This is a genomic window from Leucobacter massiliensis (assembly GCF_002982315.1).
Classification (GTDB): Bacteria; Actinomycetota; Actinomycetes; order Actinomycetales; family Microbacteriaceae; genus Leucobacter; species Leucobacter massiliensis.
Genome location: NZ_MWZD01000023.1, coordinates 1 through 22129, shown reverse-complemented (window position 1 = coordinate 22129; position 22129 = coordinate 1). Strand labels below are relative to the sequence as shown.

The 22129-nt window shown below is 70.3% G+C and carries 22 protein-coding genes; 6 read left to right on the top strand and 16 right to left on the bottom strand.

What is annotated here, in order from left to right; translation table 11 throughout:
- Positions 1–70 precede the first annotated feature (70 nt).
- Both B4915_RS13275 and B4915_RS13270 read left to right on the top strand, forming a co-directional pair.
- Complete coding sequence (locus tag B4915_RS13275; protein ID WP_105806305.1) at positions 71–862, top strand: 3-oxoacyl-ACP reductase; 792 nt, start codon at positions 71–73, stop codon at positions 860–862.
- Positions 863–939: 77 nt separating this feature from the next.
- Positions 940–1668, top strand: coding sequence for a FadR/GntR family transcriptional regulator (locus B4915_RS13270; RefSeq protein ID WP_105806304.1), 729 nt, complete (start codon positions 940–942; stop codon positions 1666–1668).
- A 60-nt stretch (positions 1669–1728) separates the two neighbouring features.
- Here the strand turns inward: B4915_RS13270 and B4915_RS13265 are convergent, their stop codons facing one another.
- From B4915_RS13265 to B4915_RS13220, 10 genes are all read right to left on the bottom strand, one after another.
- Positions 1729–2301 (bottom strand): hypothetical protein, encoded by a 573-nt coding sequence (locus B4915_RS13265; protein ID WP_105806303.1) that lies wholly within the window; start codon positions 2299–2301, stop codon positions 1729–1731.
- A gap of 110 nt (positions 2302–2411) precedes the next feature.
- Positions 2412–2903 (bottom strand): hypothetical protein, encoded by a 492-nt coding sequence (locus B4915_RS13260; RefSeq protein WP_146120121.1) that lies wholly within the window; start codon positions 2901–2903, stop codon positions 2412–2414.
- A gap of 75 nt (positions 2904–2978) precedes the next feature.
- Positions 2979–3251 carry a hypothetical protein gene (locus tag B4915_RS14570; protein ID WP_146120120.1) on the bottom strand — a complete coding sequence of 91 codons (273 nt, stop codon included), beginning with the start codon at positions 3249–3251 and terminating at the stop codon, positions 2979–2981.
- Between the two features lie 196 nt (positions 3252–3447).
- The gene (locus tag B4915_RS13250; RefSeq protein ID WP_245907512.1) at positions 3448–3786 is read right to left on the bottom strand and encodes a DUF2185 domain-containing protein; all 339 of its coding nucleotides are present in this window, start codon (positions 3784–3786) and stop codon (positions 3448–3450) included.
- Positions 3776–4297 carry an ankyrin repeat domain-containing protein gene (locus B4915_RS13245; protein ID WP_146120119.1) on the bottom strand — a complete coding sequence of 174 codons (522 nt, stop codon included), beginning with the start codon at positions 4295–4297 and terminating at the stop codon, positions 3776–3778. Before B4915_RS13245 ends, B4915_RS13250 begins: the two co-directional genes overlap by 11 nt.
- A 10-nt stretch (positions 4298–4307) precedes the next feature.
- Positions 4308–4892, bottom strand: a complete 585-nt coding sequence (locus B4915_RS13240) for a hypothetical protein (protein ID WP_105806299.1) — start codon at positions 4890–4892, stop codon at positions 4308–4310.
- Positions 4893–5027: 135 nt separating this feature from the next.
- Positions 5028–5480, bottom strand: coding sequence for a hypothetical protein (locus B4915_RS13235; protein WP_146120118.1), 453 nt, complete (start codon positions 5478–5480; stop codon positions 5028–5030).
- Positions 5481–5578: 98 nt separating this feature from the next.
- Positions 5579–7507, bottom strand: a complete 1929-nt coding sequence (locus B4915_RS13230) for an alpha/beta hydrolase (protein WP_105806297.1) — start codon at positions 7505–7507, stop codon at positions 5579–5581.
- Between the two features lie 16 nt (positions 7508–7523).
- Entirely contained in the window at positions 7524–7790 is a 267-nt protein-coding gene (locus tag B4915_RS13225) for a hypothetical protein (protein WP_105806296.1), read from the bottom strand.
- A gap of 110 nt (positions 7791–7900) precedes the next feature.
- A complete protein-coding gene (locus tag B4915_RS13220; protein ID WP_105806295.1) occupies positions 7901–8194 on the bottom strand; it encodes a WXG100 family type VII secretion target in 294 nt (97 codons plus the stop codon).
- A 246-nt stretch (positions 8195–8440) separates the two neighbouring features.
- Between B4915_RS13220 and B4915_RS13215 the strand changes: the two genes are divergently transcribed.
- On the top strand, positions 8441–13015 hold the full coding sequence (locus B4915_RS13215) for a type VII secretion EssC family protein (RefSeq protein ID WP_105806294.1): 4575 nt from the start codon (positions 8441–8443) through the stop codon (positions 13013–13015).
- A gap of 87 nt (positions 13016–13102) precedes the next feature.
- Here B4915_RS13215 and B4915_RS13210 read toward each other — a convergent pair whose 3' ends face one another.
- Both B4915_RS13210 and trmB read right to left on the bottom strand, forming a co-directional pair.
- Complete coding sequence (locus B4915_RS13210; RefSeq protein ID WP_105806293.1) at positions 13103–14059, bottom strand: NAD(P)H-dependent flavin oxidoreductase; 957 nt, start codon at positions 14057–14059, stop codon at positions 13103–13105.
- 70 nt (positions 14060–14129) lie between these two features.
- Positions 14130–14876 (bottom strand): tRNA (guanosine(46)-N7)-methyltransferase TrmB, encoded by a 747-nt coding sequence (trmB, locus tag B4915_RS13205; protein ID WP_245907511.1) that lies wholly within the window; start codon positions 14874–14876, stop codon positions 14130–14132.
- 136 nt (positions 14877–15012) lie between these two features.
- On the opposite strand from trmB, the gene aroQ reads away from it, so the two are divergent.
- A complete protein-coding gene (gene aroQ, locus B4915_RS13200) occupies positions 15013–15453 on the top strand; it encodes a type II 3-dehydroquinate dehydratase (protein ID WP_105806292.1) in 441 nt (146 codons plus the stop codon).
- Positions 15454–15487: 34 nt separating this feature from the next.
- Here the strand turns inward: aroQ and B4915_RS13195 are convergent, their stop codons facing one another.
- The 4 genes from B4915_RS13195 to B4915_RS13180 all read right to left on the bottom strand — a co-directional run bounded on the left by B4915_RS13195 (position 15488) and on the right by B4915_RS13180 (position 19722).
- Positions 15488–16330 carry a CPBP family intramembrane glutamic endopeptidase gene (locus tag B4915_RS13195; protein ID WP_105806291.1) on the bottom strand — a complete coding sequence of 281 codons (843 nt, stop codon included), beginning with the start codon at positions 16328–16330 and terminating at the stop codon, positions 15488–15490.
- A 143-nt stretch (positions 16331–16473) separates the two neighbouring features.
- Positions 16474–18006 (bottom strand): tripartite tricarboxylate transporter permease, encoded by a 1533-nt coding sequence (locus B4915_RS13190; RefSeq protein WP_105806290.1) that lies wholly within the window; start codon positions 18004–18006, stop codon positions 16474–16476.
- Between the two features lies 1 nt (position 18007).
- On the bottom strand, positions 18008–18697 hold the full coding sequence (locus B4915_RS13185) for a tripartite tricarboxylate transporter TctB family protein (protein WP_105806289.1): 690 nt from the start codon (positions 18695–18697) through the stop codon (positions 18008–18010).
- Positions 18697–19722, bottom strand: a complete 1026-nt coding sequence (locus B4915_RS13180; RefSeq protein WP_105806288.1) for a tripartite tricarboxylate transporter substrate binding protein — start codon at positions 19720–19722, stop codon at positions 18697–18699. The genes B4915_RS13185 and B4915_RS13180 overlap by 1 nt, the downstream gene beginning before the upstream one ends.
- A 175-nt stretch (positions 19723–19897) precedes the next feature.
- Here B4915_RS13180 and B4915_RS13175 point away from each other — a divergent pair, with 175 nt between their 5' ends.
- Positions 19898–21208 carry an ATP-binding protein gene (locus B4915_RS13175; RefSeq protein ID WP_245907510.1) on the top strand — a complete coding sequence of 437 codons (1311 nt, stop codon included), beginning with the start codon at positions 19898–19900 and terminating at the stop codon, positions 21206–21208.
- Positions 21205–22005 carry a response regulator gene (locus B4915_RS13170; RefSeq protein ID WP_105806286.1) on the top strand — a complete coding sequence of 267 codons (801 nt, stop codon included), beginning with the start codon at positions 21205–21207 and terminating at the stop codon, positions 22003–22005. The genes B4915_RS13175 and B4915_RS13170 overlap by 4 nt, the downstream gene beginning before the upstream one ends.
- Positions 22006–22129: the final 124 nt, after the last annotated feature.

The following is a 22129-nucleotide window of genomic DNA, read 5'->3' as shown; positions in this document are numbered from 1 at the left end:
CCGCGGCCGCGGCGGTGCCGCACCGATCCCGAACCCTCACACACCGTTCAGCCTCACGAAGGAAGCCATCATGAGCGACATCACCCCCATCGACCTCACCCAGCGCCTCGCCGGCAAGGTCGCGGTCATCACCGGCGGCGGCAGCGGCATCGGCCTCGCCACCGCCAGGCGCATGCGAGCGGAGGGCGCCCGCATCGTCATCGGCGACATGGATCCCGCCGGCGGGCAGGCGGCCGCAGACGAGGTCGAGGGCCTGTTCGTGCAGGTCAACGTCACCGACGAGGATCAGGTGAACGCCCTCTTCGACACCGCCGCCCGCGAGTACGGCTCCGTCGACATCGCCTTCAACAACGCGGGCATCTCCCCCGACGACGACGACTCGATCGAGATCACCGAGCTGCCCGCCTGGCAGAAGGTGCAGGACGTCAACTTGAAGAGCGTGTACCTCTGCTCGCGGGCCGCGCTGCGGCACATGACGCGGCAGGGCTCCGGCTCGATCATCAACACCGCCTCCTTCGTGGCGGTGATGGGCTCGGCCACCTCGCAGATCTCGTACACGGCTTCGAAGGGCGGCGTGCTCGCGATGACCCGCGAGCTGGGCGTGCAATTCGCGCGGCAGGGCATCCGCGTCAACGCGCTCTGCCCGGGGCCGGTGAACACGCCGCTGCTGCAGGAGCTCTTCGCGAAGGATCCGGAGCGGGCCGCCCGGCGGCTCGTGCACATCCCCGTGGGCCGTTTCGCGCGCCCCGAGGAGCTGGCGGCCTCGGTCGCGTTCCTCGCGAGCGACGACGCGTCCTTCATCACGGCGTCGACGTTCCTCGTCGACGGCGGCCTGACGAGCGCCTACACGACTCCGCTCTGAGCGTGAGCGCCGGGCAGCATCCCGGCTCAGCGGCGCTGGTTACAATCGGACGCAGCGCCGACCGACAGGAGGACCCCGTGCACGTACCGTCGGAGGGCGTCGAGCTGCTCATCGGCGCGGTGCGCCCCAGCAACGCCTACGAGGAGACGATCCGGCGCCTGCTGCAGTCGATCCGGCTCGGCTTCATCCCGCCCGGCGAGCGGCTGCCCGCCGAGCGGGACCTCGCGGCGATGCTGAAGGTCAGCCGCGACACCGTGCGGGAGGCCATCGCCACGCTCGCGGAGGCCGGATACGTGGTGTCGCGCCGCGGACGCTACGGCGGCACCTTCGTCGTGGCGGAGCTCCCGAGCGGCTCCGCGCTCGGCGCAGAGCGCACCGACTTCGGCGAGGACGAGGTGGAGGACACGGCCGTGCTGCGGCGCGTGCTCGAAGTGGGCGCCGCGCGCGAGGCCGCCGCGCGCGAGCTCAGCTCGGAGGAGCGGACCGCGCTCGCGCTCGCCTTGGAGGAGTGCTCGGCCGCCGAGGAGTCCGACCACCGCCGCCTCGACTCCCGGTTGCACCTGCTCATCGCCGAGTTGTCCGGCTCCCCGAGCCTCGTGCCGCTCGTGGCCAATCTGCGCATGCGCGTCAACGCCCTGCTCGATGCGATCCCGGTGCTCGCACCCAACCTCACCCACTCGCATCAGCAGCACGAGGCGATCGTCGCCGCGATCCTCGCGGGCCGCGCCGAGTCCGCGGCCGAAGCCATGCTCGAGCACATCGAGGGCTCCACCGCGCTGCTGCGCGGCTTCCTCTCCTCCCGCTGAGGCGTCCGCGCGGCGGAGCCGCTCGGACCGTGCCGCCGTCCGCCGTCCGCCCCGGGGCGCTCAGTCGACGACGGTGACGATCGGGTCATCCCATCTCGGAAACTCGATGTAGTCGCCGGGCCGTGAGGCTTCGACCATCAGCCGCTCCTCCGGGATGCGGCCGATGACCTCCTCGGCGAGCTCAGCCGGATCACCCCAAAACACCCTGCTGATCACCCGCAGCGAGTACTGGCCGTTCCGTCTCACCTGGTATTCCAGGCCGTAGCCGTCATCGGTGCTCGCGCGCACCGTGAGGTCGCCGGCCACGCCGTCCTCCACGCTCGTCTCCCAGCCTTGCGACGCGAAGTACTCGCGCATTTGCTCGGCATCCGCCCGCTCGCCCGTGGCCCCCGCGGGCCGGATGTTGCGAGAGGTGGTGAGCAGGTAGCTGTTCCGGGCGGTCGATCCCGGCATCGCCCAGCGCTGGCCGGGCCCGCCGCGATTCGGCGTCAGGCCCTTGTCTCCCCAGACCCACTCCTCGTCGCTGATCTTCCTCTGAGCTTCCGCCAGGAGCTCCTGCATGCGGCTGTAACGCTCTCCGAGCGCCACGAACCGCTCCTCCTGGGTGAGGCGCTGCACCTCTTCCCGTGTCATGCCTGCAGCGTCCACTGCTTCGCCTTTCATTCCAGAACATCCCGACATGCACAGTGCGAGCATCGTCACCGCCATAACCACCGCGACACCTATCCGGGTCAGCCATCCTCTCACGGGACATCACCTGCCAGGACCTTGCCCATATAGTCCAGTGAACTCGTGCCGACGGTGAGGGAGCCGACTTTTCCACCCCAGTTCCAGCTCGACCGCACCGGTTGCCGGGTCTGCGATCCGCAGGTCCCCGCGTCCGCATACCCAGGCCAGAACCCCTCGGGCACGTACCGGCCGCCGTGAATCGCGTACAGCGTGGAACCATAGTCTGGGACGTTGTATTCCCAGATGGGGACTTGCTTGAGCGGCAGCAGCCCGGCCACCGCACGATCCAGCTCGCCGTACACTGACAGCGCCATCGAGGTCGTGATCACACGATAGTTATCCTGGACCTTGTGAATCCGGAAGTTCTTCGGCAGTGAGAGCAGCCGCTCCTGCTGCTTCGACAGGCCCGACAAGCCCGCCACATCGAAGCCAGCGACCATCTCCGGACTGATCCGCCCGCTCAGCTCACGCCACTCCCTCGCAGGAATCGACGGACGATCACTCATCAGCCACCCCAATCGATATCGACACGATACCGCGTGCCGGGATCATGCCCCCACGGGACGATGCCGCCCAACAGCTCACCCGCGGAATCCGCGGGCCCCGGAACGCCAGAGCGCGAGCTGTTCGTCGGCGGAGACGAGTTCATCTCGCGGAGCGGGAGCGAAGGTGTCGACGAGCGGTGGCAACGACCCATCGCCGCAAGGCTCCGGACGGTACATGCGCATCCCCTCACCGGCCTCGCCCAGCATGCCGCTGATCCGGGTCACCCGAGAGCAGCCCTGCACGCCCAGCAACCACCCGAGCGGCTCGAATTGCTCGCGCGCGGCATACAGCGCCCAGAACGCATCCACCCCGGCACCCTCGAACTCCTCATCCCGGATCCGGACACGGACCCGGTACGCGTCACTCGCGGGCGGCGACGCAGCCCGAACCACCCGCACCGACGCGGGAACCGCCCCCGCCGGCCCATACGCGCAGATCATCCGGCGGACAACGGCAAGATTCATATGACTCGAAAGCTCATCTCTCGCACAAGCGGAACGATGGTCACAGCGGGACGGGGCGCCCGGTTTCGTTGTCGTAGAACACGAGTCGCCCATCGGCTTCCCTCACGAGCTGCAGATCGGAGCCGACCGGGAAGAGGGAGATGCCGATGATCGCCGGCTCGACCGCGGCCACCGTGTTGAAGTCCACCACCTCCAGATTGCCCGGCGTGTTGATGAACGCGTCATCGTCGCCCTCGGCGAAAAACCGCCAGCCGTTGTCCGCAGGATTCGTGGGCGTCTCCCGGAACGCCCACTTCAACGGGCTCTCCCCCGACATGATCCGGCGCGACACGATCACCCCGCCGGCATCCGTCACGAACTCGGTGCGCTTACCGTCCAAGGGCCGCCTCGATCCTCGTAGCCAACTCCGTCCGCTCCCGGTTCCGGGCGCGATCCAGGGGGCGCACTCCCGCCCGATTCGGGGTGTCCAGCCCCGTCAGCCCCTGCGCGAACACCAGATCGTACAGCTCCCGCCAACTGCCCTCGTCACCGCCCAGCACCACCAGACTGTCGAGCACCCCGTCACCGCGCGCCGAACGCGCGTTCACATCGGCACCCGCCTCGATCAGACGACGGACCAGCGCCGTCGTCTTCGCGGGCTCGTGCCGCACTGCCCCCAGCAGGATCCGCAACGCGGGCTCCCGCTCCTCCCCGGACGCGAAATCTGCCCGCGCCCCGTGATCCAGCAGCAGATTCGCGATCTCGTACCGATCCCGGGGAGACGTGTTCGCCAGCGCGTGCGCCAGAACCGGCGTCCCGATACTGTCAAGACTGTTCGCCTGCTCCGGGGAGAACACCGCACGAAACTCCTCAGCAGAGGCTACGCGCGCCGTCAACTCGAAACTCGCCACGCTGCTGCGCTCACATGCTGATGCGGATCGGGGTGCCCGGAGGGAGATCCCGGACCTGATCGAGCAGCTGCTCGGTGAAGTCCCACAGCACCTCGAGATCAGCGAACTCCAGCTGCTCCACCCCCGGCTGACCGCCCGCATACAGCGGCACCGTGTACGCGACCGCCCCGTCCCACGGCAGCTGCCCGCCCGGCCGCCCCACGTGCTCCCGCCACGCATCGAAGAGGGCCCCGTCGAGCGCCGCATGGCCGGCATCCAGGCGCAACGCAGTGCTGAACTCCTCGACCGTGGTGAACTGCACGACCTCACCGGTGCCCGGGTCGGCGAGCAGCAGACGATCCGAACCGCCCTGCGTCGCGATCTGCCGCCCGTGCCAGTCGAACGCCAGCACGTCCGTGCCGGCGGCCAGCTGCGGGAACGCCCCGAGCAGGAATCTGCGATACATCGGCCCCGTGACATCGTCGTGGAAGCGGATCAGACCCCCGTTGAACGATGCCCCGCAATACCCCGCGTCCGCATACCCCGGCCAGAACCCCTCGGGCACGTACCGGCCGCCCGAACCCCGGGCCGACTGATCGACGATCAACGCTGACATACCAGACTCCATTCACACGGCTCGGATCGGTGGCTGAGCGCACCCCGGAGCGATGCCCGCAGGACGGCCCGAAGGACAGGCCATACGCCGTCCGCACAGCGCACAGGCGCTCCAGGAACGGCGCGCCCTCACCCTTCAGGAAGCGTCGTCGTCGGGGATTCCGGCGTCCGGTGTCACCGTGTCCGGGGTCACGATCCGGAAGCTGATCGTCTGCGCTCGCGGCGGCGGCTCGGTGAACACCTCCACCGCAAGGGAGTAGCCGCCCCGCCGGTAGTCGCGCGTGAAGCTCTCCTTGCCCGCAGGAAGCTCCCCCGCCGTCGCCCGCTGCCAGCCCTGCTGCTCCAGCCACGGCTGCAGCTCGTCCGCGAGCTGCTCGGGCGTGCGCGCACCCTCGGGCTTGAGCCGAACCCGCTGCTCCCAGTAGTAATACTGAGGCCAGTCCTCGTAGAGAGCGCTCGACTGACGAGTGCCGCCCGAATTGGGGCTCAGCTCCTCGACGTCCGCCTCGGGGAGCTGCGCGACGATCTCCTCCCCCCACGCGTTCGCCTGATCGATGTACCCCCGCAACTGGGCCTCCTGAGTCGCCACCTGCTCCGCCTCTCTCTGTTCCGTCGCGCACCCGCTGAGCACACCCGAGAGCAGCCCCGCGGCCAGGATGCCTGCCAAGAGCACGCCAGCCCGACTCGTCACGGCACGCGCTCCAGGTCGATGGGCGAGATCAGTTCCTCCGGCTTGGCCGCACCGCTGTCCTGGACCTCCACCACGATGCTCCGTGGCACGCGGCCTCCGGTGCGCACCCTCTCGGTGTCGTTCTCATGGTAGATCGACACCGGATCGCCCGTGACCACGTTCGTGATGTTACGCATCGAGGTGCTGTCGGGGCGGAACGGCGTCGAGTGAGTCTCCATCCCGCCAGGGCTCTCGATGGTCCCGCTGCCGGGGTCGCCGTGCTTGAGGAACCCGGTCTCCAGGCGCACTACGCCGTCGGCCTCCAGCGGATTGGTCGGGCCGTGACCGAGCCCGAAGCCCGCCTTGCCCTGGTTCCAGCCCACCACCAGGTCGTTGCGGGCTTGCAGCACGAAGTGCGGCACGTCCTTGGTGTTCGGGAACTCGTCGATACCGCTGACGTTGTGGCCAAGACCGGCGGGCGCGACGTACACGACGCGGTCCGCCCGCAGCCCGAGATACTCCGCTCCGCCGAGCACCGCTGCCCCGTAGCTGTGCGCAATGGGCACGACATCGACGTTGGCGGGCAGGGAAAGACTGTTCACGAAGGAGGCGAGGCGAGGAGCGGCGGTGTCCGCGAAGCCGCGCTGGGCGGCGTCGGTAATGTGGCCGGGCGGATCGAATCGCGGCATCGGTGCCCCGTGCCAGGTGAAGTACCCGGACCGGGTTCCGGAGGACTTGTAGAGATCCTGACCGCGGTCGAGGTCGGCGGTGAAGCCCGCGAGACGCGAGTTGGTGCCCGGCACGACCACTCCGACCTGTTCCATCCATGCCGGCACGTCCCCGGTCTGCGGATCGAGGGCGCCTTGGAAGGTGATGTAGCTGTCCCGCCAGGGGTTGAAGCCCACAAGGACCAGGCCGTTCTGGTCCGTGTCGACGCCGTTCTCGTCGAAAATCTTGTAGGTGCCGAAGGGCTGCCCGTCAGCGCCGTTCTCGCCCCGGTACTTCCAGTTGCGATCACCGAGCATCGCGTCGATGCTCTTCACCTCACTCTGCAGATCGGTGATCTTATCCGCGAACACGTCCGACATGCCCTGCTGCTTTTGCAGCAGCTTGAGCATCTTGATCTGCTGTTCGAGCTCATCACGGTAGCTCTGCGCTGTGATCACGTTCGCGGTGTTGCGATCCCGCAAAGGGATGCCCTCAAGGTTTCCGAGCAGCAGTGGCGCGTCGCCGATCAGCTGCGCGCGCTGCTCCGCACTGAGTGCGTCCCACACGGCGCGGATCTGCGCTGGATCACCGAGCTTCGCGAGTTCCAGCGCCGTGACCGAGCGCACCGAGCCATCCGGCATCGTCGCAGAGACGCGCACGTTCGCCGAGACACGCGGCGGTTCGGGCATCGCATTGCGCGCCGAAACGTACACGGAGCGCTGCGCGGAGATGGAGGAGGAAGCAGAGGAGTCGGCGCCCCGGCGCTCTTCGTCGAGCTCCTGCAGCCGCAGCTTGGCCGCGCTCACCCGCTCCTGCGCTCCCGTGACCGAGCTCACGAGCAATCTCCGGTGCCAGGCGTCGTCCTCATCCGTGTCGGCGCGGTCGAAGTCCCGGAGATTGCGCTGCGCGGCGGTGACGGCCCCCTCGGCGCTGGCGAGGTCCTGCTGTGCGCGGCGAGCACGTTCGGCGATTCCGTGCATCTGGCCGCCGTAGGAGGCGATCTCGCCGCCCAGGGCGCCGTCCGCGCTCTGCATGAGATTCGCAGGCGCGGAGGTTGCCTGGATCATGGTGAGCACCCGCTCGACCGCGATCGCATTGCCCGACTGACCGCCGAGACCACCCGCGGCGGCATTGAGCTGGGTGTACACACCGGTTCCGACGGTGCGCCACTGCAACTGCGACCCCGCCTGCCGCACGGCATCGGGATCCCCGGCAAGTGCTGCCTGGCCCGCGGTCACGACCCCCGCCTCTCTGTCACGTGTTCAGCTGCGACGCGATTTGCGCGTCGAGCACCTGGAAGAGCGTCACCATTTCGGTGCAGGAGGCACTCTGTGCGTCCATGAGCTCGGCGAGTCGTTGCTTCGTCGAACCACGATCCGCGACCGCGGTGCCGTACGCGCCATCCGGTGCGGCGGCCCCGGACCCGAGCTCGCCGGGGAGCGCCGCATCCGAGCGGAGCTGCGAGGCCGCCGCCTTCAACGACGAAGCCGCGCTCTCGAGCGAACCGTAATCGACTTGCACTGTGTCCTCACCGAAGCTGTGATGTGCCGTGAGCCCGAGGCCGGGGATGCGCGCCGGCGCTCACTCCCCCAGCCGTCCCCGACCCGGGCTCACGCGTGACCCTGAGGCCCTCAGTTGATCTTGGAGGCGATCTGCGAGTCGAGATCGCGCATCGCGTTCGCGGTGCTCGTGAGGAACGCCTGGATCTCATTGAGCTGCGCGATCAGCGTGTTCGCGCTCGTGGTGTACTTCGTGTACGCGTCATTGAACTTGCCCGAAGCCTGATCCGTCACGAACCCCGAAGACACCAGGTTCTGGATCTGCGTCTGCATGCTCTGCAGCTTCGTCGTGATCTCCTCGCGACCCGCACCCAGCTGGGTCGCAGCGGTCTCGATCTCGCCGTAGCTCACCTTGATATTCGACATCGGTACTCTCCTCGTACACTCGCGTGGCAGGTCCAGTCGGCTCCGACGAGAAGAACTCCAGAAACTGGATCATGCGGCCCGCACGAACGGTCCCCCCACCGAACGACATACAAGAACCTATTCCAGGTCGGCCGGAAAGCGCAATTGTCTTTCGGCTTCCTCCAAGCGCTCGCACCCATTCAGGACTACGGTTGTCCTCAGGCACAGGGACGATAGGTCCGCTCGGGGGAACGGAACGGTGGCAGGGTGAAGCTTCGCGTCAGCACGGTGAAATACACGAACGACGTGGACCGTGAGCTGCACGACATCACGCTCACCGTCGACGTCACGGCGACCGTGGGCGAGGTGGCACGCAGTCTCGTGCGCGCCGGTGCCGGGCATCCCCGTCTGCACGCCTTTGCCGTGCACCGGCGCGCCCCGATCACCCTGCTCGTGACCTACCCGGACGGCTCGCGACTGCTCCTGGATGCGGGCGATGCGATCGGGGACTCGGGCCTGCAGTCGGGCAGCAGCACCGAGCCGGTGCTGGAGGCCTCCGTGGTCGACGGAGCACCGCGGGCACGAGCCCCGATCGGCTACCTCACGGTGCTGGGAGGAGAGCAGGAGGGGGTCCCGTTTCTGCTCGTGGCTGGCGAGACGACCGTCGGGCGTGATCGCGGGAATCGTGTCGAGCTCCACGACCCGGGGGTCTCCCGACGGCACGCGGTGATCCGGACCAGCGGTGACGGCTTGGAGATCGAGGACCTCGGCTCCGCGAACGGCATCGCGGTCATCGACGAACGCGGCAACCGCCGAGAGACACGGGACGGCGTGATCCGCCTCGAGAGGCCGGGCGTGGTCGAGTTCGGCACGGTCTCAGCCCGAATAGAATTCGGAGCTCCCGCGCAGGGCGACCCGCCGCGTCGGAGCACGATCCCGCATCTGCAGGCGCCGCAGGTCGACCCGGTGTACCGTCCTGAGCCGATCGAGCTTCCCGCACCGCCCGACTCCGGTGAGCCGACCCGCTTCCCCTTGGTCGCGATGGCCGCCCCCCTGCTGATGGGGACCGTACTGTATCTCGTCACCCAGTCGGTGCTCAGCCTGGTCTTCATCGGTCTCTCTCCGATCATCATGATCGGGTCCTGGCTCGACAACCGGCTCACTCGACGAAAGACCAAGCGCACCAAGCAGCGAGAGTTCGAGGCCGGCATGGATCTCGCCGTCGCCGAACTGGAAGAGAACCGCGAGCAGGAACAGAAGGCTCGCGCCACGGAGACGCCTGCCAGCCACGAGCTCGCCGCACTGCCTGAGCAGCGCTCCATCCGCCTCTGGTCGCGACGTCCGGAGCATCGCGCCTTCCTCGAGCTCCGGCTCGGCAGTGCCGAGCTCCCCAGCCGGAAAGAGGTCTCGCTTCCCCCGCGCGGGCAGATCCCCGCGGAGGAGTGGGACCGGCTCAGCGAGGTGTTCGAGCGCTACCGCACGATTCCCGAAGTCCCCCTGCTCGAACGGCTCGATCGCAGTGGCTCGATCGGAGTCGCGGGCGATCTATTCTGGGCAGAGGAAATCGCCCGCGCGATGATCGTGCAGCTGCTCGCGCAGCACTCCCCCGCGGGGCTCGTGTTCACCGCCTTCGCGGAGCCGCATCAGGCCGAGCAGGACTGGTCCTGGCTGAAGTGGGTGCCGCACGCCGATTCGCCCTACAGCCCGCTCGGTGCACCGCACCTCGCGGCGGACGAGCGGAGCGCCAGCGTGCTGCTCACCGCGCTCGAAGGACTCATCCAGCGTCGTCAGGAGGCGGCTCGCCGCGCCGTCGTGCGCTCGCGGATCGAGGGCAGCGCGGCGGATGCGAAGGAGCGTCTCGCCCCCGCCTCGGACGCACCGATCACGCCTGCGGTCGTCGTGTTCGTGCTCTCAGATCGCATCGTGGATCGCACTCGGCTCGTCGGCCTCGCGGAGGATGGGCCGGACGTCGGAGTACACGTCGTGTGGGTCGCCCGCGAACTCGGAGAGGTGCCCGCGGCGTGCCGCACGGTCGTAGAGGCGCTCGCCGACGGCTGGCGCGCTCACTTCGTGCGCGAGGGGGAGATCGTCGCGATGAGCGGCATCGAATCGCTGCCTCGACCCGTCGCGGAACGCTTCGGCCGCGCGATGGCGCCCATCGTCGACGCGGGCGCACGGGTGCTCGACGAAAGCGATCTGCCGCGCAGCGTGGCGCTCGCTCAGATCGTGCCCGGCGACATCCTCGGCGGGGCCGAGTCGATCCTGCGCAACTGGCACGGGACCGACAGCCTGGTGGCGGGCTGGCGTCCGGGCGTCGAACGCGATGCGGGCCGCCTCGCCGCGATCGTGGGCCAGGGCAGTGCCGGACCGGTCGAGATCGACCTCCGCACCCACGGGCCCCACGCGCTCGTCGGCGGCACCACCGGATCGGGCAAGTCGGAGTTCTTGCAGGCGTGGATCTTCTCGCTCGCCGCGAACTATGCGCCCGACCGGCTCACCTTCCTGCTCGTCGACTACAAGGGCGGGGCGGCCTTCGCGGACTGCGTCGAGCTGCCGCACACGGTCGGGCTCGTCACCGACCTCAACACGCACCTCGTGCGCCGGGCCCTGACCTCTCTGCGGGCCGAACTTCGGTACCGCGAGGAACTGCTGGCCGAGAAGGGTGCGAAAGATCTGATCGCGCTCGAACGACGCGGTGACCCAGACACACCGCCGGCGCTCGTCATCGTGATCGACGAGTTCGCCGCGCTCGTGAACGAGATTCCCGATTTCGTCGACGGCGTCATCGACGTGGCCCAGCGCGGCCGCTCCCTCGGCCTGCATCTCGTGATGGCCACCCAGCGACCCGCTGGAGTCATCAAGGACAATCTGCGCGCGAATACGAATCTGAGAGTCGCACTGCGCATGGCTGACCATGCCGACAGCAGCGACGTCATCGGCGTTGCCGACGCTGCGGAGTTCTCACCGGAGGTTCCCGGCCGCGCGGCACTGAAGGTGGGTGCCGGGCGCTTGAGCCATCTGCAGTCGGGCTATCTCGGCGGGCGCTCGGAGTCGGATCACCGGGAGCCGGTGGAGATCCGGGATCTGGGCTTCGGAGAGCACACGCCCTGGGCGATGACGCCGGAGGTGCAGCGCGGCTCGCGCCGGGCCCGCAAGGGACCGCGCGACATCGAGGTGCTGGCCGCGAACATCCGCTCCGCTGCGGAAGCCGCGTCCACGCGGCCTCCGCGCAAGCCGTGGGTCGATCAGCTTCCGGAGGTGCTCCCGCTCGATGCCGTCGCGAGCGCCGCGGCGCGCTCGAGCGCGGCCGAGAAGGATTTCGCACTCACCGTCGGCCTTCGCGACGAACCGCAGCTGCAGCGCCAGTCCCCCTACCTGCTTCCTCTGGCGGAAGCGGGAAACCTGGCGATCTTCGGGGGCGCCGGATCCGGGAAGACGACTGCCCTCATCACTGCGGCGTGCGCCGCCGTCAGGGACTTCCCCGAGGTGCAGCTGTACGGTCTCGACTGCGCGGGAGGTCGGCTGACGGCCCTCGCCGAGCTGCCGAACACCGGTGACGTCGTGCTGCTCGACGAGCGGGACCGGATGCTGCGGCTCCTCGGCCTGCTGAAGTCGGTAGTGGCGGAACGCACGGCCGGCGGTTCCTCGGAGCCCCCGCTGCTGCTGCTGCTCGACGGCTTCTCGGCCTTCCGCGACAGTTACGAGCACGCCGGCGGCGGGGTCGACCCCTTCGCGGACCTGGTCGAGATCGCGCAGCGCGGGCGCACCGCAGGCGTGCATGTCCTGCTCACATCGGAACGCTCGGCCGGTATGCCGATGTCGCTCGCATCCACGATCTCAGAGCGGCTCGTGCTCCGCCTTCCCTCTGAGAACGACTACAATCTCCTCGGCGTTCCACGTGACGTCCTCGACGAGGCGGCACCGGGCCGAGCGCTCCGCATCGGCAGTGACGAGGAGATCCAGCTCGCCGTGCCCGGCGCAGGAGCCGAGCCCACCGACACCGACAGCGCGATCGCGGATCTCGCCGAGGCGCAGCGACGGGCCGGAACCGTCAGGCCAACCGGGGTGCCCCCCGTACCCGAGACCTTGAGCCGCGACGAGCTCTCTCGGTCGTCGGGGACCGCGGCACCCTTCGCGATCGACACGATACACCTGGCAGCGATTCCGGCTCCGGAACAGGGGTTCCTGCTCGTCACCGGTCCGGCTGGCTCGGGCCGTTCCACCGCGATTCGCTCGCTGCTCGCCGCGTTCGAGGAGCAGGCCGATCAGCGCGACGGACTCGACGCGGTGCTCATCTCCCCGCGTCGCTCGACGCTGCGCGAGCTACCGATATGGAGCGAGGTCGCAGACAGCCCGGCATCGCGCGAAAGCGCCATCGGCCGGCTTACGGTCGCCCTCGGCGGACAACCGGCCAAAGCTGCGGGGCTCCCGCTGCTCCCCCTCATCGGCACCGATCCGGTTGCGGTTCAGGAGGAGCCCGCGGCCACTCCGGCGGAGCCGTTCCCGATTCCCGGCCGTCGCGGCGTCGTGGTGATCGAGGACATCGGCGGCTTCGACGGCACCGGTGATGAACAGCGTCTCGCCGCACTGCTCAAACTCCTGCGCCGGAGCGAGCTGACCACCGTGATCGAGGGAGAGAACGCCACCATCAATTCCGTGTGGGAGCTCGCGAGCCCGCTGCGCGGAGCGCGATGGGCACTCGCCCTCCAGCCGGACTCGAACGATCAGCCGAGCGTGTTCACCACCCCCTTTGCGCACGCCAAGCGGGCGGACTTCCCACCCGGCCGCGGTCTGCTGGTGCGCAGCACCGGCCAGATCGGCATCCATGTCGCCCTCCCCTGAGAACCGTATGCCGAGGGGCTGGGGGGACCCGACTGCCCTTCCTCCTCCTCCGACGTGACACCGGCCACACCCTGCCGCGGGGGCGGATCAGCGGGGGCCGGCGAGCTCCGCGACCACCTCCGCCGCTGTTCGCACCGCGGTGAGGGCGCCAACGCCCTGCCCCGCGTCGAGGGGCACGGTCGCGTAGTCGGCGGCCGCGACGGCGGCCCGGAACTCGGCGCGGGCCTCGGCGTCGGCGGCCAGCTCCGCTTCCCGGCCGTGCCAGCATTCCACGAAGGGGGTGCGCAGCAGCCGCTCGGGGAAGCGACTCGGCCAGGGCCGTTCGAGGGCGACGTCGAGCACGCGGGAGACGAGCGTCTGCGTCCCGTCGGCGGCGAGCAGCGCGTCGCGGGCGGCGTCGGCGGTGAGCGCCTCCGTGCAGGCGGCGAATGCGGTCCCCACCCAGGCGGCAGCCGCTCCGGCGTCGAGCACGCGGCGCAGCTCCTCCGGGCCGCTCACCGCCCCGGCGGCCAGTACGGGCACCTCGACGGCGGAGAGCACCTCCGCGAGCAGCGCGTCCCGAGGCTCCCGGTGGTCTCCGTGGCCGCCGCCCTCCAGGCCGCGCGCCACGACCGCGTCCACGCCGGCGTCCGCGGCACGGCGGGCCTCCTCGGCGGTGGCCACCTGGGTCACGGCAAGCGCACCGCTCGCGCGCACCGCCTCGATCCAGGACGGGGGCGGATCCGCGCCCTCCCAGTCGCCGAAGCTCACCGAGACCAGCGCCGCGCCCGCAGCGAGCGCGCGCTCGAACATGTCCGGGTCGCGCGCGATCCCCCAGTCGACGAGCCCGATCCCGAACGGCGCCCCGCCGGTGTCGAGCCGCGCGAGCTCGCGCTCCAGCGCCGCAGCCGATCCCGCGCTGCCCATTCCGATCATGCCCAGGGCCCCGGCCCGCGACACGGCGCTCGCGAGCACCCCGCCCGCGACGCCGCCCATCGGGGCGCACACCAGCGGGGCGGTGAGCCCCAGATCTCGCGCCCAGTCCGTCTGCGCCGTCTCGCTCATGACCCCACCGTACTCCGCGCTGCGGGCCGCGCCCGGAAGCCTCACGGGCGGGCCCGGGCTGCGGGGCTGCTCAGGCGCGGCGGTAGGCGAGGTCGCGGATCGCTCGGCCCTTGTCGGCGCCCTTCTTCTCGAAGGCGGTGAGGACGCGGCCCGCGAAGCGCGGCGCCCACTCGCCGTCGAAGTCGCGGGCGAATCCGGGGGCGGCGTCGAGGACCTCGCGCATGTGCTCGGCGTAGTCCTCCCAGTCGGTGGCGAGCCGCAGCACGCCGCCGGGGCGCAGCGCTGTCGCGACGATGCGCGCGAAGTCGGCGCTGACGAGCCGTCGCTTGTGGTGCCGGGCCTTCGCCCAGGGGTCGGGGAAGAACACCCAGACCTCGTCGACGGACCCCGCGGGGAGGTAGTTCTCGAGCAGTTCCGGCGCGTTCACCTCGGCGAGCCGCAGATTGCGGAGGCCCGCGAGCTCGGCGCGGATGATGGTACGCGCCAGGCCCGCGCGGAACACCTCGACTCCCAGGAAGTTCGTGTCGGGTTGCTGCTCGGCGGCGTGCAGGATCGCGTGCCCCTGGCCGGTGCCGACCTCCACTACGAGCGGCGCCGTGCGCCCGAAGATGCGCTCGGGATCTCCGCTCGCCCCGTCCGCGACGCTCGTCGCGGCCCGGCCGTGCGGGATGTCGAGCACGTACTTCGCGTGATGCTGCTCCCATGCCCGCTCCTGCGAGGGGGTCATGCGTCCGCTGCGGCGCACGAAGGAGACGGGCTTGTCGCGGAAGGTGCCTGGGTCGAAGCTCTTGTGCGGCAGGGGCTGCTGGTGACTCACCCGTCTACGGTAGCCCACCCGTGGCGCGGGAGAGGGCTCGCATGCCGCCTGCGCGTCCGGCTCGGGCCTGCCCGCGCGCGGCACCTCCCGGCTCGGTAGCATGGGAGCACGGCATTCAAGGCGGAGGGAACGCACCATGACCAGACGGATCCTGCTGGTGAACGGCCCGAACCTCAATCTGCTGGGCACCCGCGAGCCCGAGATCTACGGCCCGGAGACGCTCGCGGACGTCGAGGCGCTGGTGGAGCGCGTGGCGGGCGACTACGGGCTGGAGGTGCGCGCGGTGCAGAGCAACCACGAGGGGGCGCTGATCGACGCGATCCACGCCGCACGCGAGGACTGCCTCGGGATCGTGATCAACCCGGGCGCCTTCACGCACACCTCGGTCGCCCTGCGGGATGCCCTGACGGGTGTGGCGCTGCCCGTGGCCGAGGTGCACATCTCGAATGTGCACGCCCGCGAGGAGTTCCGCCACCACTCCTACATCTCCGGCATCGCGTCCTGCGTGATCGTCGGCTGCGGCGTGCAGGGCTACGACTTCGCCGTGCGCCGCCTCGCCGCCGTCCTCGCCGGCTGAGCGGGCGGGCGAGGCCGCCTACGCCCGCGATCCGCTACGGGACCGTCACGAAGACGTCGAAGAGGTGCGGATTGTGGGCGTGGACCAACACCGCGAACACCACCGCGTCGAACAGCAGGTGCACGGTCACCACGTAGGCGAGCGAGTGGGTGCGCAGGTAGATGGTGCCCTGCATGAGCGCGAAGGGGATGGTGAGCAGGGGCCCCCAGGAGCGGTAGCCGAGTTCCCAGAGGAAAGACACGAAGACGATCGCCTGGAGCAGGTTCGCGAGCCACGGCGGGAAGTGCCGCAGCAGCACCGTGAACACGGTGCAGATGAAGAAGAGCTCGTCCCAGATGCCGACGGCCCCGACGCCGACGAAGAGCCGCGCGATGAGGTTCGCATCGTCGACGGCGGGCCAGTTCTGGTAGACGCCCGAGCTGATGAAATACCAGGGCAGGATGAGCCAGCCGAGCACGAGCACGCTGAGGAGCCAGCCCCAGTGCAGGCGGCCCCAGCGGCCCGAGCCGAACCAGGGGAACGCGGTGGCGCGGTCTCGGTACAGGTAGCGCGACACGAGGTAGGGCACCGCGACCGCTCCGCCGAGGGCGAGGGTGAAGGCGAGCATGGACCGGTTGTCGAGCTCGGCGGCGAGCGGGATGGAGCGGACGATGGCGAGGCCGATGGCGATGAGCGAGAGGTCGCGCAGCAGGGAGGGGGTGCGGCGGGCGGCGCGGGCGGGATCTTGCTCGACGCCCCAGGCGACGGCGAGCCCCGCGAGGAGCAGGGCGAAGCCGAGCACGGGCTGCTCGGCGACGAAGAAGGCGGGGGCGGCCAGGCAGACGAGCAGCGCGGCCACCAGGTGTGTGGGCCGCACGCGGCTCGGCTGCTCGCTCATGCGTCCAGCGTAGCGAGCAGCGCACTCACCGCCGCCCGTGTGCCGCGATCCCGCCCGCGCCCTGCGAGCGGCTGATCCCCGCGGAAAGAGCTCGGGTGATCCCGCGCTGCCGGACGCGGGATCACCCGAGGGTCGGTGGCGGCTCAGCGGCCGGCCGGCACGGCCTCCCGCTCGCGCTTCGCCCGGCGCCGCTCGACGAGCTTGCCGCGCAGCGAGATGCCGATGACGATGAGCAGCAGCGCGTAGAGCACGATCGGGATCGGTCCCTGGACGAGCACGGCGAAGTCGCCGTTGGCGCTGAGCGCGGCGTCGCGCAGGCTGGTCTCGGCGAGCGGGCCGAGCACCATGCCGATGATGAGCGGCGCGAGCGGGTAGTCGAAGGCGCGCATCACGAAGCCGACGAGACCGACGCCGAGGAGCAGGAGCAGGTCGAAGGTCTTGCCCGAGGTCGCGTAGATGCCGAGCGCGCACACCATCGTGATGCCGGCGTAGAGCTGCGGCCTCGGGATGAGCAGCAGCTTCGCCCACAGCATCGCGAAGGGCAGGTTGAGGATCAGCAGCACGACCATGGCGATGAAGAAGCTCGCCAGCAGCGCCCAGACCAGCTCGGAGGAGCGTTCGAAGAGCAGCGGCCCGGGCTGCAGCCCGTACTGACGGAAGGCGGCGAGCATGATCGCGGCGGTCGCCGAGACGGGCAGGCCGAGCGCGAGCAGCGCCCCCATCGCCATGCCGGTGGTCGAGTTGCCGGCCGCCTCAGGGGCGGCCAGACCGCGGATCGCACCCTTGCCGAACTGCGGGTTCCTGCGGCGTGCGTCGAGCTTCTTCTCCAGCCCGTAGGCGAGGAAGGTGGGGATCTCGGATCCGCCCGCGGGCACGACGCCGAAGGGCATGCCGATGGCGGTGCCGCGCAGCCAGGCGGGCAGCGCCTCACGGAACTCGCGCCCGGAGAGCCACGGACGGCCCTTGGGGCGGATCAGCTTGCCGCCGCTGATGTGGCGGTCGAGGCAGGCCACGTAGATCACCTCGCCGAGCGCGAGGATCGCGACAGTGACGGTGACGAGCGAGACGCCATCGAAGAGGTTGGGCGAGTCGAGCGTGAAGCGCGGGGCGCCCGAGATGCCGTCGACGCCGATGACCGCGATCCCGAGCCCGATGAAGAGCGAGGCGAGCCCCTTCGTGGGGTGGTCCGTGACGACCGATGAGGTGGCCACGAAGGCGAAGAGCGCGAGCGCGAAGAACTCGGCGGGGCCGAACTGGGTGGAGAACTCGGCGAGGGCGGGCGCCATGAAGACGACCACGATGGAGGCGATGAAGCCGCCGGTGAAGGCACCGATCGCTGCGGTGGCGAGCGCCTGCGCGGCTCGCCCGTCGAGCGCCATCTTGTGCCCCTCGAAGGTGGAGGCGATGGCGGAGGCCTGGCCCGGCATGTTCATGAGGATGCTCATGGTCGAGTCGCCGAAGAGGCCGCCGAAGTAGACGCCGGAGAACATGATGAACGCGGCGGTGGGTTCGAGCGCGAAGGTGACGGGCAGCAGGAGCGCCACCGCCATGGAGGAGCCGAGGCCGGGCATCACGCCGACGGCGGTGCCGAGCAGGCAGCCGACGACCACCCAGAGCAGGTTCTGCCAGGTCAGCGCTCCGGCGAAGCCCTCGGCAAGCAGTTGCAGCGTATCCATCTCAGAACCCCCAGCCCAGGATGCCCGAGGGCAGCGGGAGCCCCAGCAGCATGTTGAACACGATGTAGGCGATCGAGCTCGCGGTGAGCCCGACCAGCAGGTTGAACAGGGGTCGCCCGGCGCCGAAGGCGCGAGCGACGCACCAGAAGAGCAGCGCGGCGGCGATGATCCAGCCGAGCCAGGGCAGGGTCAGCGCGAAGCCGATGAAGGCGCCGACGATCCAGGCCATCGACCTCCAGTCGATGCCGGGCTGCGGTGCCGCGCCATCGGCGGGATCGTCATCGGATGCGTCGGCAGTGTGCGGAGCCGCCGCCGCCTCGCCCTCGTCGGCGACGAGCGCGATCCGATCCGCGCTTCCCGGCCCGTTCGAGGCTCCTGCGTCGCCCGCGGTGCCCTCGAGCGCGGCGCGGGCCGAGCTGCGGTCACGGAACGCCTGGATCGCGAGCAGCACCGCGAAGAGGTACAGCCCGCCCATGATGATGAGGGGGAAGAAGCGCGGACCGGGGAATGCGACGCCCTCGGGCACCCGCATGGTGACGATGCCGAAGAGCAGGTAGCTCGCGAAGGCCGCGAGGATCGCGGGCATGACGAGCTGCTTGAGCATGGTCGAGGTGGGGTGGCTCGCCCGCTCCTCGGCGATCTCCTCACCCACCACGGAGGCGAGCGAGGTGGGGTTGTTCGGGGGTGTCATCAGCCCATCTCCTCGTACAGTCGTGTGATGCGCGTGTGCTCCTCGGCGAGGAAGCGGTCGAGCTCCTTGCCGGTGATCACCTTCTCGGTCCAGTGGTAGCGCCCGATGGCGTCCTGCCACTCGGGGGTGTCGAGCGTTTCGAGCACGAGTTCGACGAGGCCGTCGCGCTGCTCGCCGGTCAGCCCGGCCGGCGCCGAGAGCGAGCGCCAGTTCGTGAGCGTGATGTCGTAGCCCTGCTCACGCGCGGTGGGGATGTCGATGCCGTCGACGCGCTCGGGCGCGACGAGCGCGAGGGCGCGCAGGCGGCCCGACTCGATCTGGTCGATGTTGTCGGGGTAGCCGCCGGCAGCCGCGGCGACGGTGCCGTTGAGCATCGCCTGGATGGCCTCGCCGCCGCCGTCGGAGGGGATGTAGGTGGTGTCGACGGGGTCGATGCCCGCTGCGAGCGCGAGGTCGGTGACGACGAGCTGGTCGAAGGAGCCGCCGCCGGACCAGGGCATCGCCCGCGGGTCCGCCTTCCACGCGGCCATCAGCTCTTCCAGCGTCTGGTACGGGGAGTCGGCGGGGACGACGATGACGTTGTACTCCTCGACGATCACGGCGAGCGGGGTGACGTCGTCGAGGGTCGCCGCCGAGTCGAACTGGATGGTGGCCGCGAGCAGGCCCGTGCCGCCGACGAGGATGTTGTTCGGCTGGCCCGAGAGCACCGAGACGTTGCCGAGCGCGATGGTGCCTCCCGCGCCGGGCATGTTGACGACCTGCACGTTGTTGATGAGGCCGTTCGCCTTCTGCGCCTGCTGCATCTCACGGGCCACGCCGTCCCAGCCGCCTCCGGCAGCAGCGGGGGCGATGATCGTCATGGACGAGCGGATGTCGTCCCCCTGCGCGGCCGAGCTGATCGATCCGAAGGACGCCGTGGCGATCGCAGCCACCATGACCGCGCCGCCGATGATGCGGGCCGCCGCGCGCCTGGTCCTGCTCCGGGCGGGTGGACGCGCGCCGGCTTCAGCTCCTGATGAGGTCATGATCACTCCTTTGTGTCGACTCCGTGTCCATCGGGTCGCGACTCATAGAATGGCAACTGATGGGAAGGGACGAGCCCCCGCGCGCATTTGTGCTCTTAGATGCTCACGGCTCGGGGCCGCGCCGGGCGCGTGCCCGAGCCGGGTGGCCGGGCGGCAGGATCGCGAGGGGGTGGGGATGCGCACGAGGCCGTTCGCCGTGCGACTGGCGGTCCTGCTGCTGCCGAGCCTGATCGTGCTGCTCTCGGTGGGGGTGACGGCGTGGATCGCGATCACCGTGCAGGAGCGCAGCGTGCGCAGCGCGACGGCCGAGCGGGTGCAGGAGGTCGCGAGCACCTTCGCCGAGCTGAGCCAGGTGCGCGAGGCGCTGCGGCGGGTGGACGCGGCCGAGGGCGCGGCGGCGGGCCTAGGCGGAACTGCGGCGCTCGATGCGGCCCGGGCTCGGGCGACGGCGGAGCTGCAGCCGCTTGCGACGGTGGTGGAGGGTGCGGCGGGCGTCGACTTCCTCGTGATCACCGACGCCGCGGGGGTCCGGGTCACCCACCCGACCCCGGGCGAGCGTGGACAGCGCGTGTCGACGGACCCGGGCGAGGTGCTGGCGGGCGAGGAGTTCCTGGGCACCGAGACGGGCACGCTCGGTCCGACGCTGCGCGCGAAGGTGCCGGTGCGGGACGGCGGGCGCGTGATCGGCACGCTGTCGGTGGGCATCCTGGAGTCGCAGATCGCCTCGGACTACGACGAGGCGCTCGCGCAGCTGCTGCCCTGGGCGGCGGGGGCGCTGCTCTTCGGCACGCTCAGTTCCTCGGTGCTCGCGGCCGCGATCGAGCGGCGCCTCCGCCGGCTCGACGAGGCCGCGCGCGAGCATGAGCAGCTGCGCCGCACGGCGACGGCGCTGCGCGAGCAGTCGCACGAGTTCAGCACGCGCCTGCACGTGATCCGCGGTCTGGTCGCGCACGGTGACACCCGCGAGGCGCTCGGCTACATCGACGGCGTCGCTCCGGTGCTCACCGGCGGCGGCGACGCCGAGCTGCCGGCGCAGCCGCTGCTGCGGGCCACCGTGGAGGCGCTGCGTGCCGAGCTGGGCGCGCTGGGCGCGCGGCTCGAGGCCGAAATCGAGGTGGACGACGAGGTGGACGAGGAGACGCTGCTGGTGCTGGCGAATCTGTGCCGCAACGCGGGCGAGGCGGGCGCGACGCGGGTGCGCTGCACGCTGCGGCAGCACGGCGAGCGGCTGCGGGGCGCCGTGGAGGACGACGGGCCGGGCGTCGACCCGCGCGCGGCGGAGCGGATCTTCACGCGCGGTTTCAGCTCGAAGCCGGATCCGGCCGGCACGGGGCGGGGCGTGGGCCTGGACCTGGCTGGCTCCCTTACACATCTGACGCCGCCGACGATATGCGGGGGATCCCGGGGGGCGGCGGCGCTCGTGAAACAAAAAACCTCCGAGCTGGGCGGGGCACGATTCTCCTTCGAGATGGGGGTGGCGGGGTGAGCGGGGAACACATCAGGGTGCTCGTGGTCGATGACGACGCGGGGGCGCGTGCGCTGCACGGCCGCTTCGTCTCGGGGACGCCGGGTTTCGCACTGGTGGGCACGGCGGCCACGGGCGAGGCGGCTGTGCTGCGCGGGCAGCGCGGCGGGGTGGATCTGATCCTGCTCGACATGCGGCTGCCCGATATCAGCGGCATCGAGGTGCTGCACCGCTTGCGCACACTCGGCGCCCGCTCCCCCGATGTGCTCGTGATCAGTTCCTCCCGCGATCAGGTGACGGTGCGGCAGGCGCTGGCGGCGCACATCGTGGGCTACCTGGTGAAGCCGTTCACGCAGGAGGCGCTGCGGGAGCGGCTGGGCGTGTACCGCGCGGAGCGGCGTGCGCGCGAGCAGAATGCGCGGGATCGGCCGCTCGCGCAGGGTGAGATCGACCGGCTGCTGTCGACGGGGAGGATCCGGCTGCCCGGCGGGAGCGCGGCGTCCGCCGTCTCGGCGCCGGGGGCGCGGAGGCCGGGGACCGCACCGCCGCCGGCCGCCGCGGCGAGCGCCCCGACGCTCCCCAAAGGGCTCTCGGCGGTCACGCTGGCGCGCGTCCTCGCCACGCTGGATCCGGTCGCCGCGCGCTCGGCCGTCGAACTCGCCGGGGCCTGCGAGATCCCCCGGGCGCCGGCCCGCCGCTACCTGGACTATCTCGTGGGCGAGGGCGCCATCGACCTCGCCCACCGCTACGGCCGCCGCGGGCGGCCCGAGGTGCTCTACCGGCTGGCACCCTCGCACCTCGGCGGCGAGGCCGGGTAGCGGGGCTCCGCGCCGCGATCCTACATGCTCACTATGCCATAACTACGGATTTGATTTTCGTGTTCTCCCACTGACGTCCCCTCTCTCTACCTTATTTTTTTTTTTTTTAAAAGGCCCCGCCCCC

Excerpts from the sequence above, each read along its gene's own strand:
- B4915_RS13275 (WP_105806305.1), top strand. The coding sequence starts at position 71 with ATGAGCGACATCACCCCCATCGACCTCACCCAGCGCCTCGCCGGCAAG.
- B4915_RS13265 (WP_105806303.1), bottom strand. The coding sequence starts at position 2,301 with ATGACACGGGAAGAGGTGCAGCGCCTCACCCAGGAGGAGCGGTTCGTG.
- B4915_RS13260 (WP_146120121.1), bottom strand. The coding sequence starts at position 2,903 with ATGAGTGATCGTCCGTCGATTCCTGCGAGGGAGTGGCGTGAGCTGAGC.
- B4915_RS13240 (WP_105806299.1), bottom strand. The coding sequence starts at position 4,892 with ATGTCAGCGTTGATCGTCGATCAGTCGGCCCGGGGTTCGGGCGGCCGG.
- B4915_RS13220 (WP_105806295.1), bottom strand. The coding sequence starts at position 8,194 with ATGTCGAATATCAAGGTGAGCTACGGCGAGATCGAGACCGCTGCGACC.
- B4915_RS13210 (WP_105806293.1), bottom strand. The coding sequence starts at position 14,059 with ATGAGCGAGACGGCGCAGACGGACTGGGCGCGAGATCTGGGGCTCACC.
- aroQ (WP_105806292.1), top strand. The coding sequence starts at position 15,013 with ATGACCAGACGGATCCTGCTGGTGAACGGCCCGAACCTCAATCTGCTG.
- B4915_RS13195 (WP_105806291.1), bottom strand. The coding sequence starts at position 16,330 with ATGAGCGAGCAGCCGAGCCGCGTGCGGCCCACACACCTGGTGGCCGCG.
- B4915_RS13190 (WP_105806290.1), bottom strand. The coding sequence starts at position 18,006 with ATGGATACGCTGCAACTGCTTGCCGAGGGCTTCGCCGGAGCGCTGACC.
- B4915_RS13185 (WP_105806289.1), bottom strand. The coding sequence starts at position 18,697 with ATGACACCCCCGAACAACCCCACCTCGCTCGCCTCCGTGGTGGGTGAG.
- B4915_RS13180 (WP_105806288.1), bottom strand. The coding sequence starts at position 19,722 with ATGACCTCATCAGGAGCTGAAGCCGGCGCGCGTCCACCCGCCCGGAGC.
- B4915_RS13175 (WP_245907510.1), top strand. The coding sequence starts at position 19,898 with ATGCGCACGAGGCCGTTCGCCGTGCGACTGGCGGTCCTGCTGCTGCCG.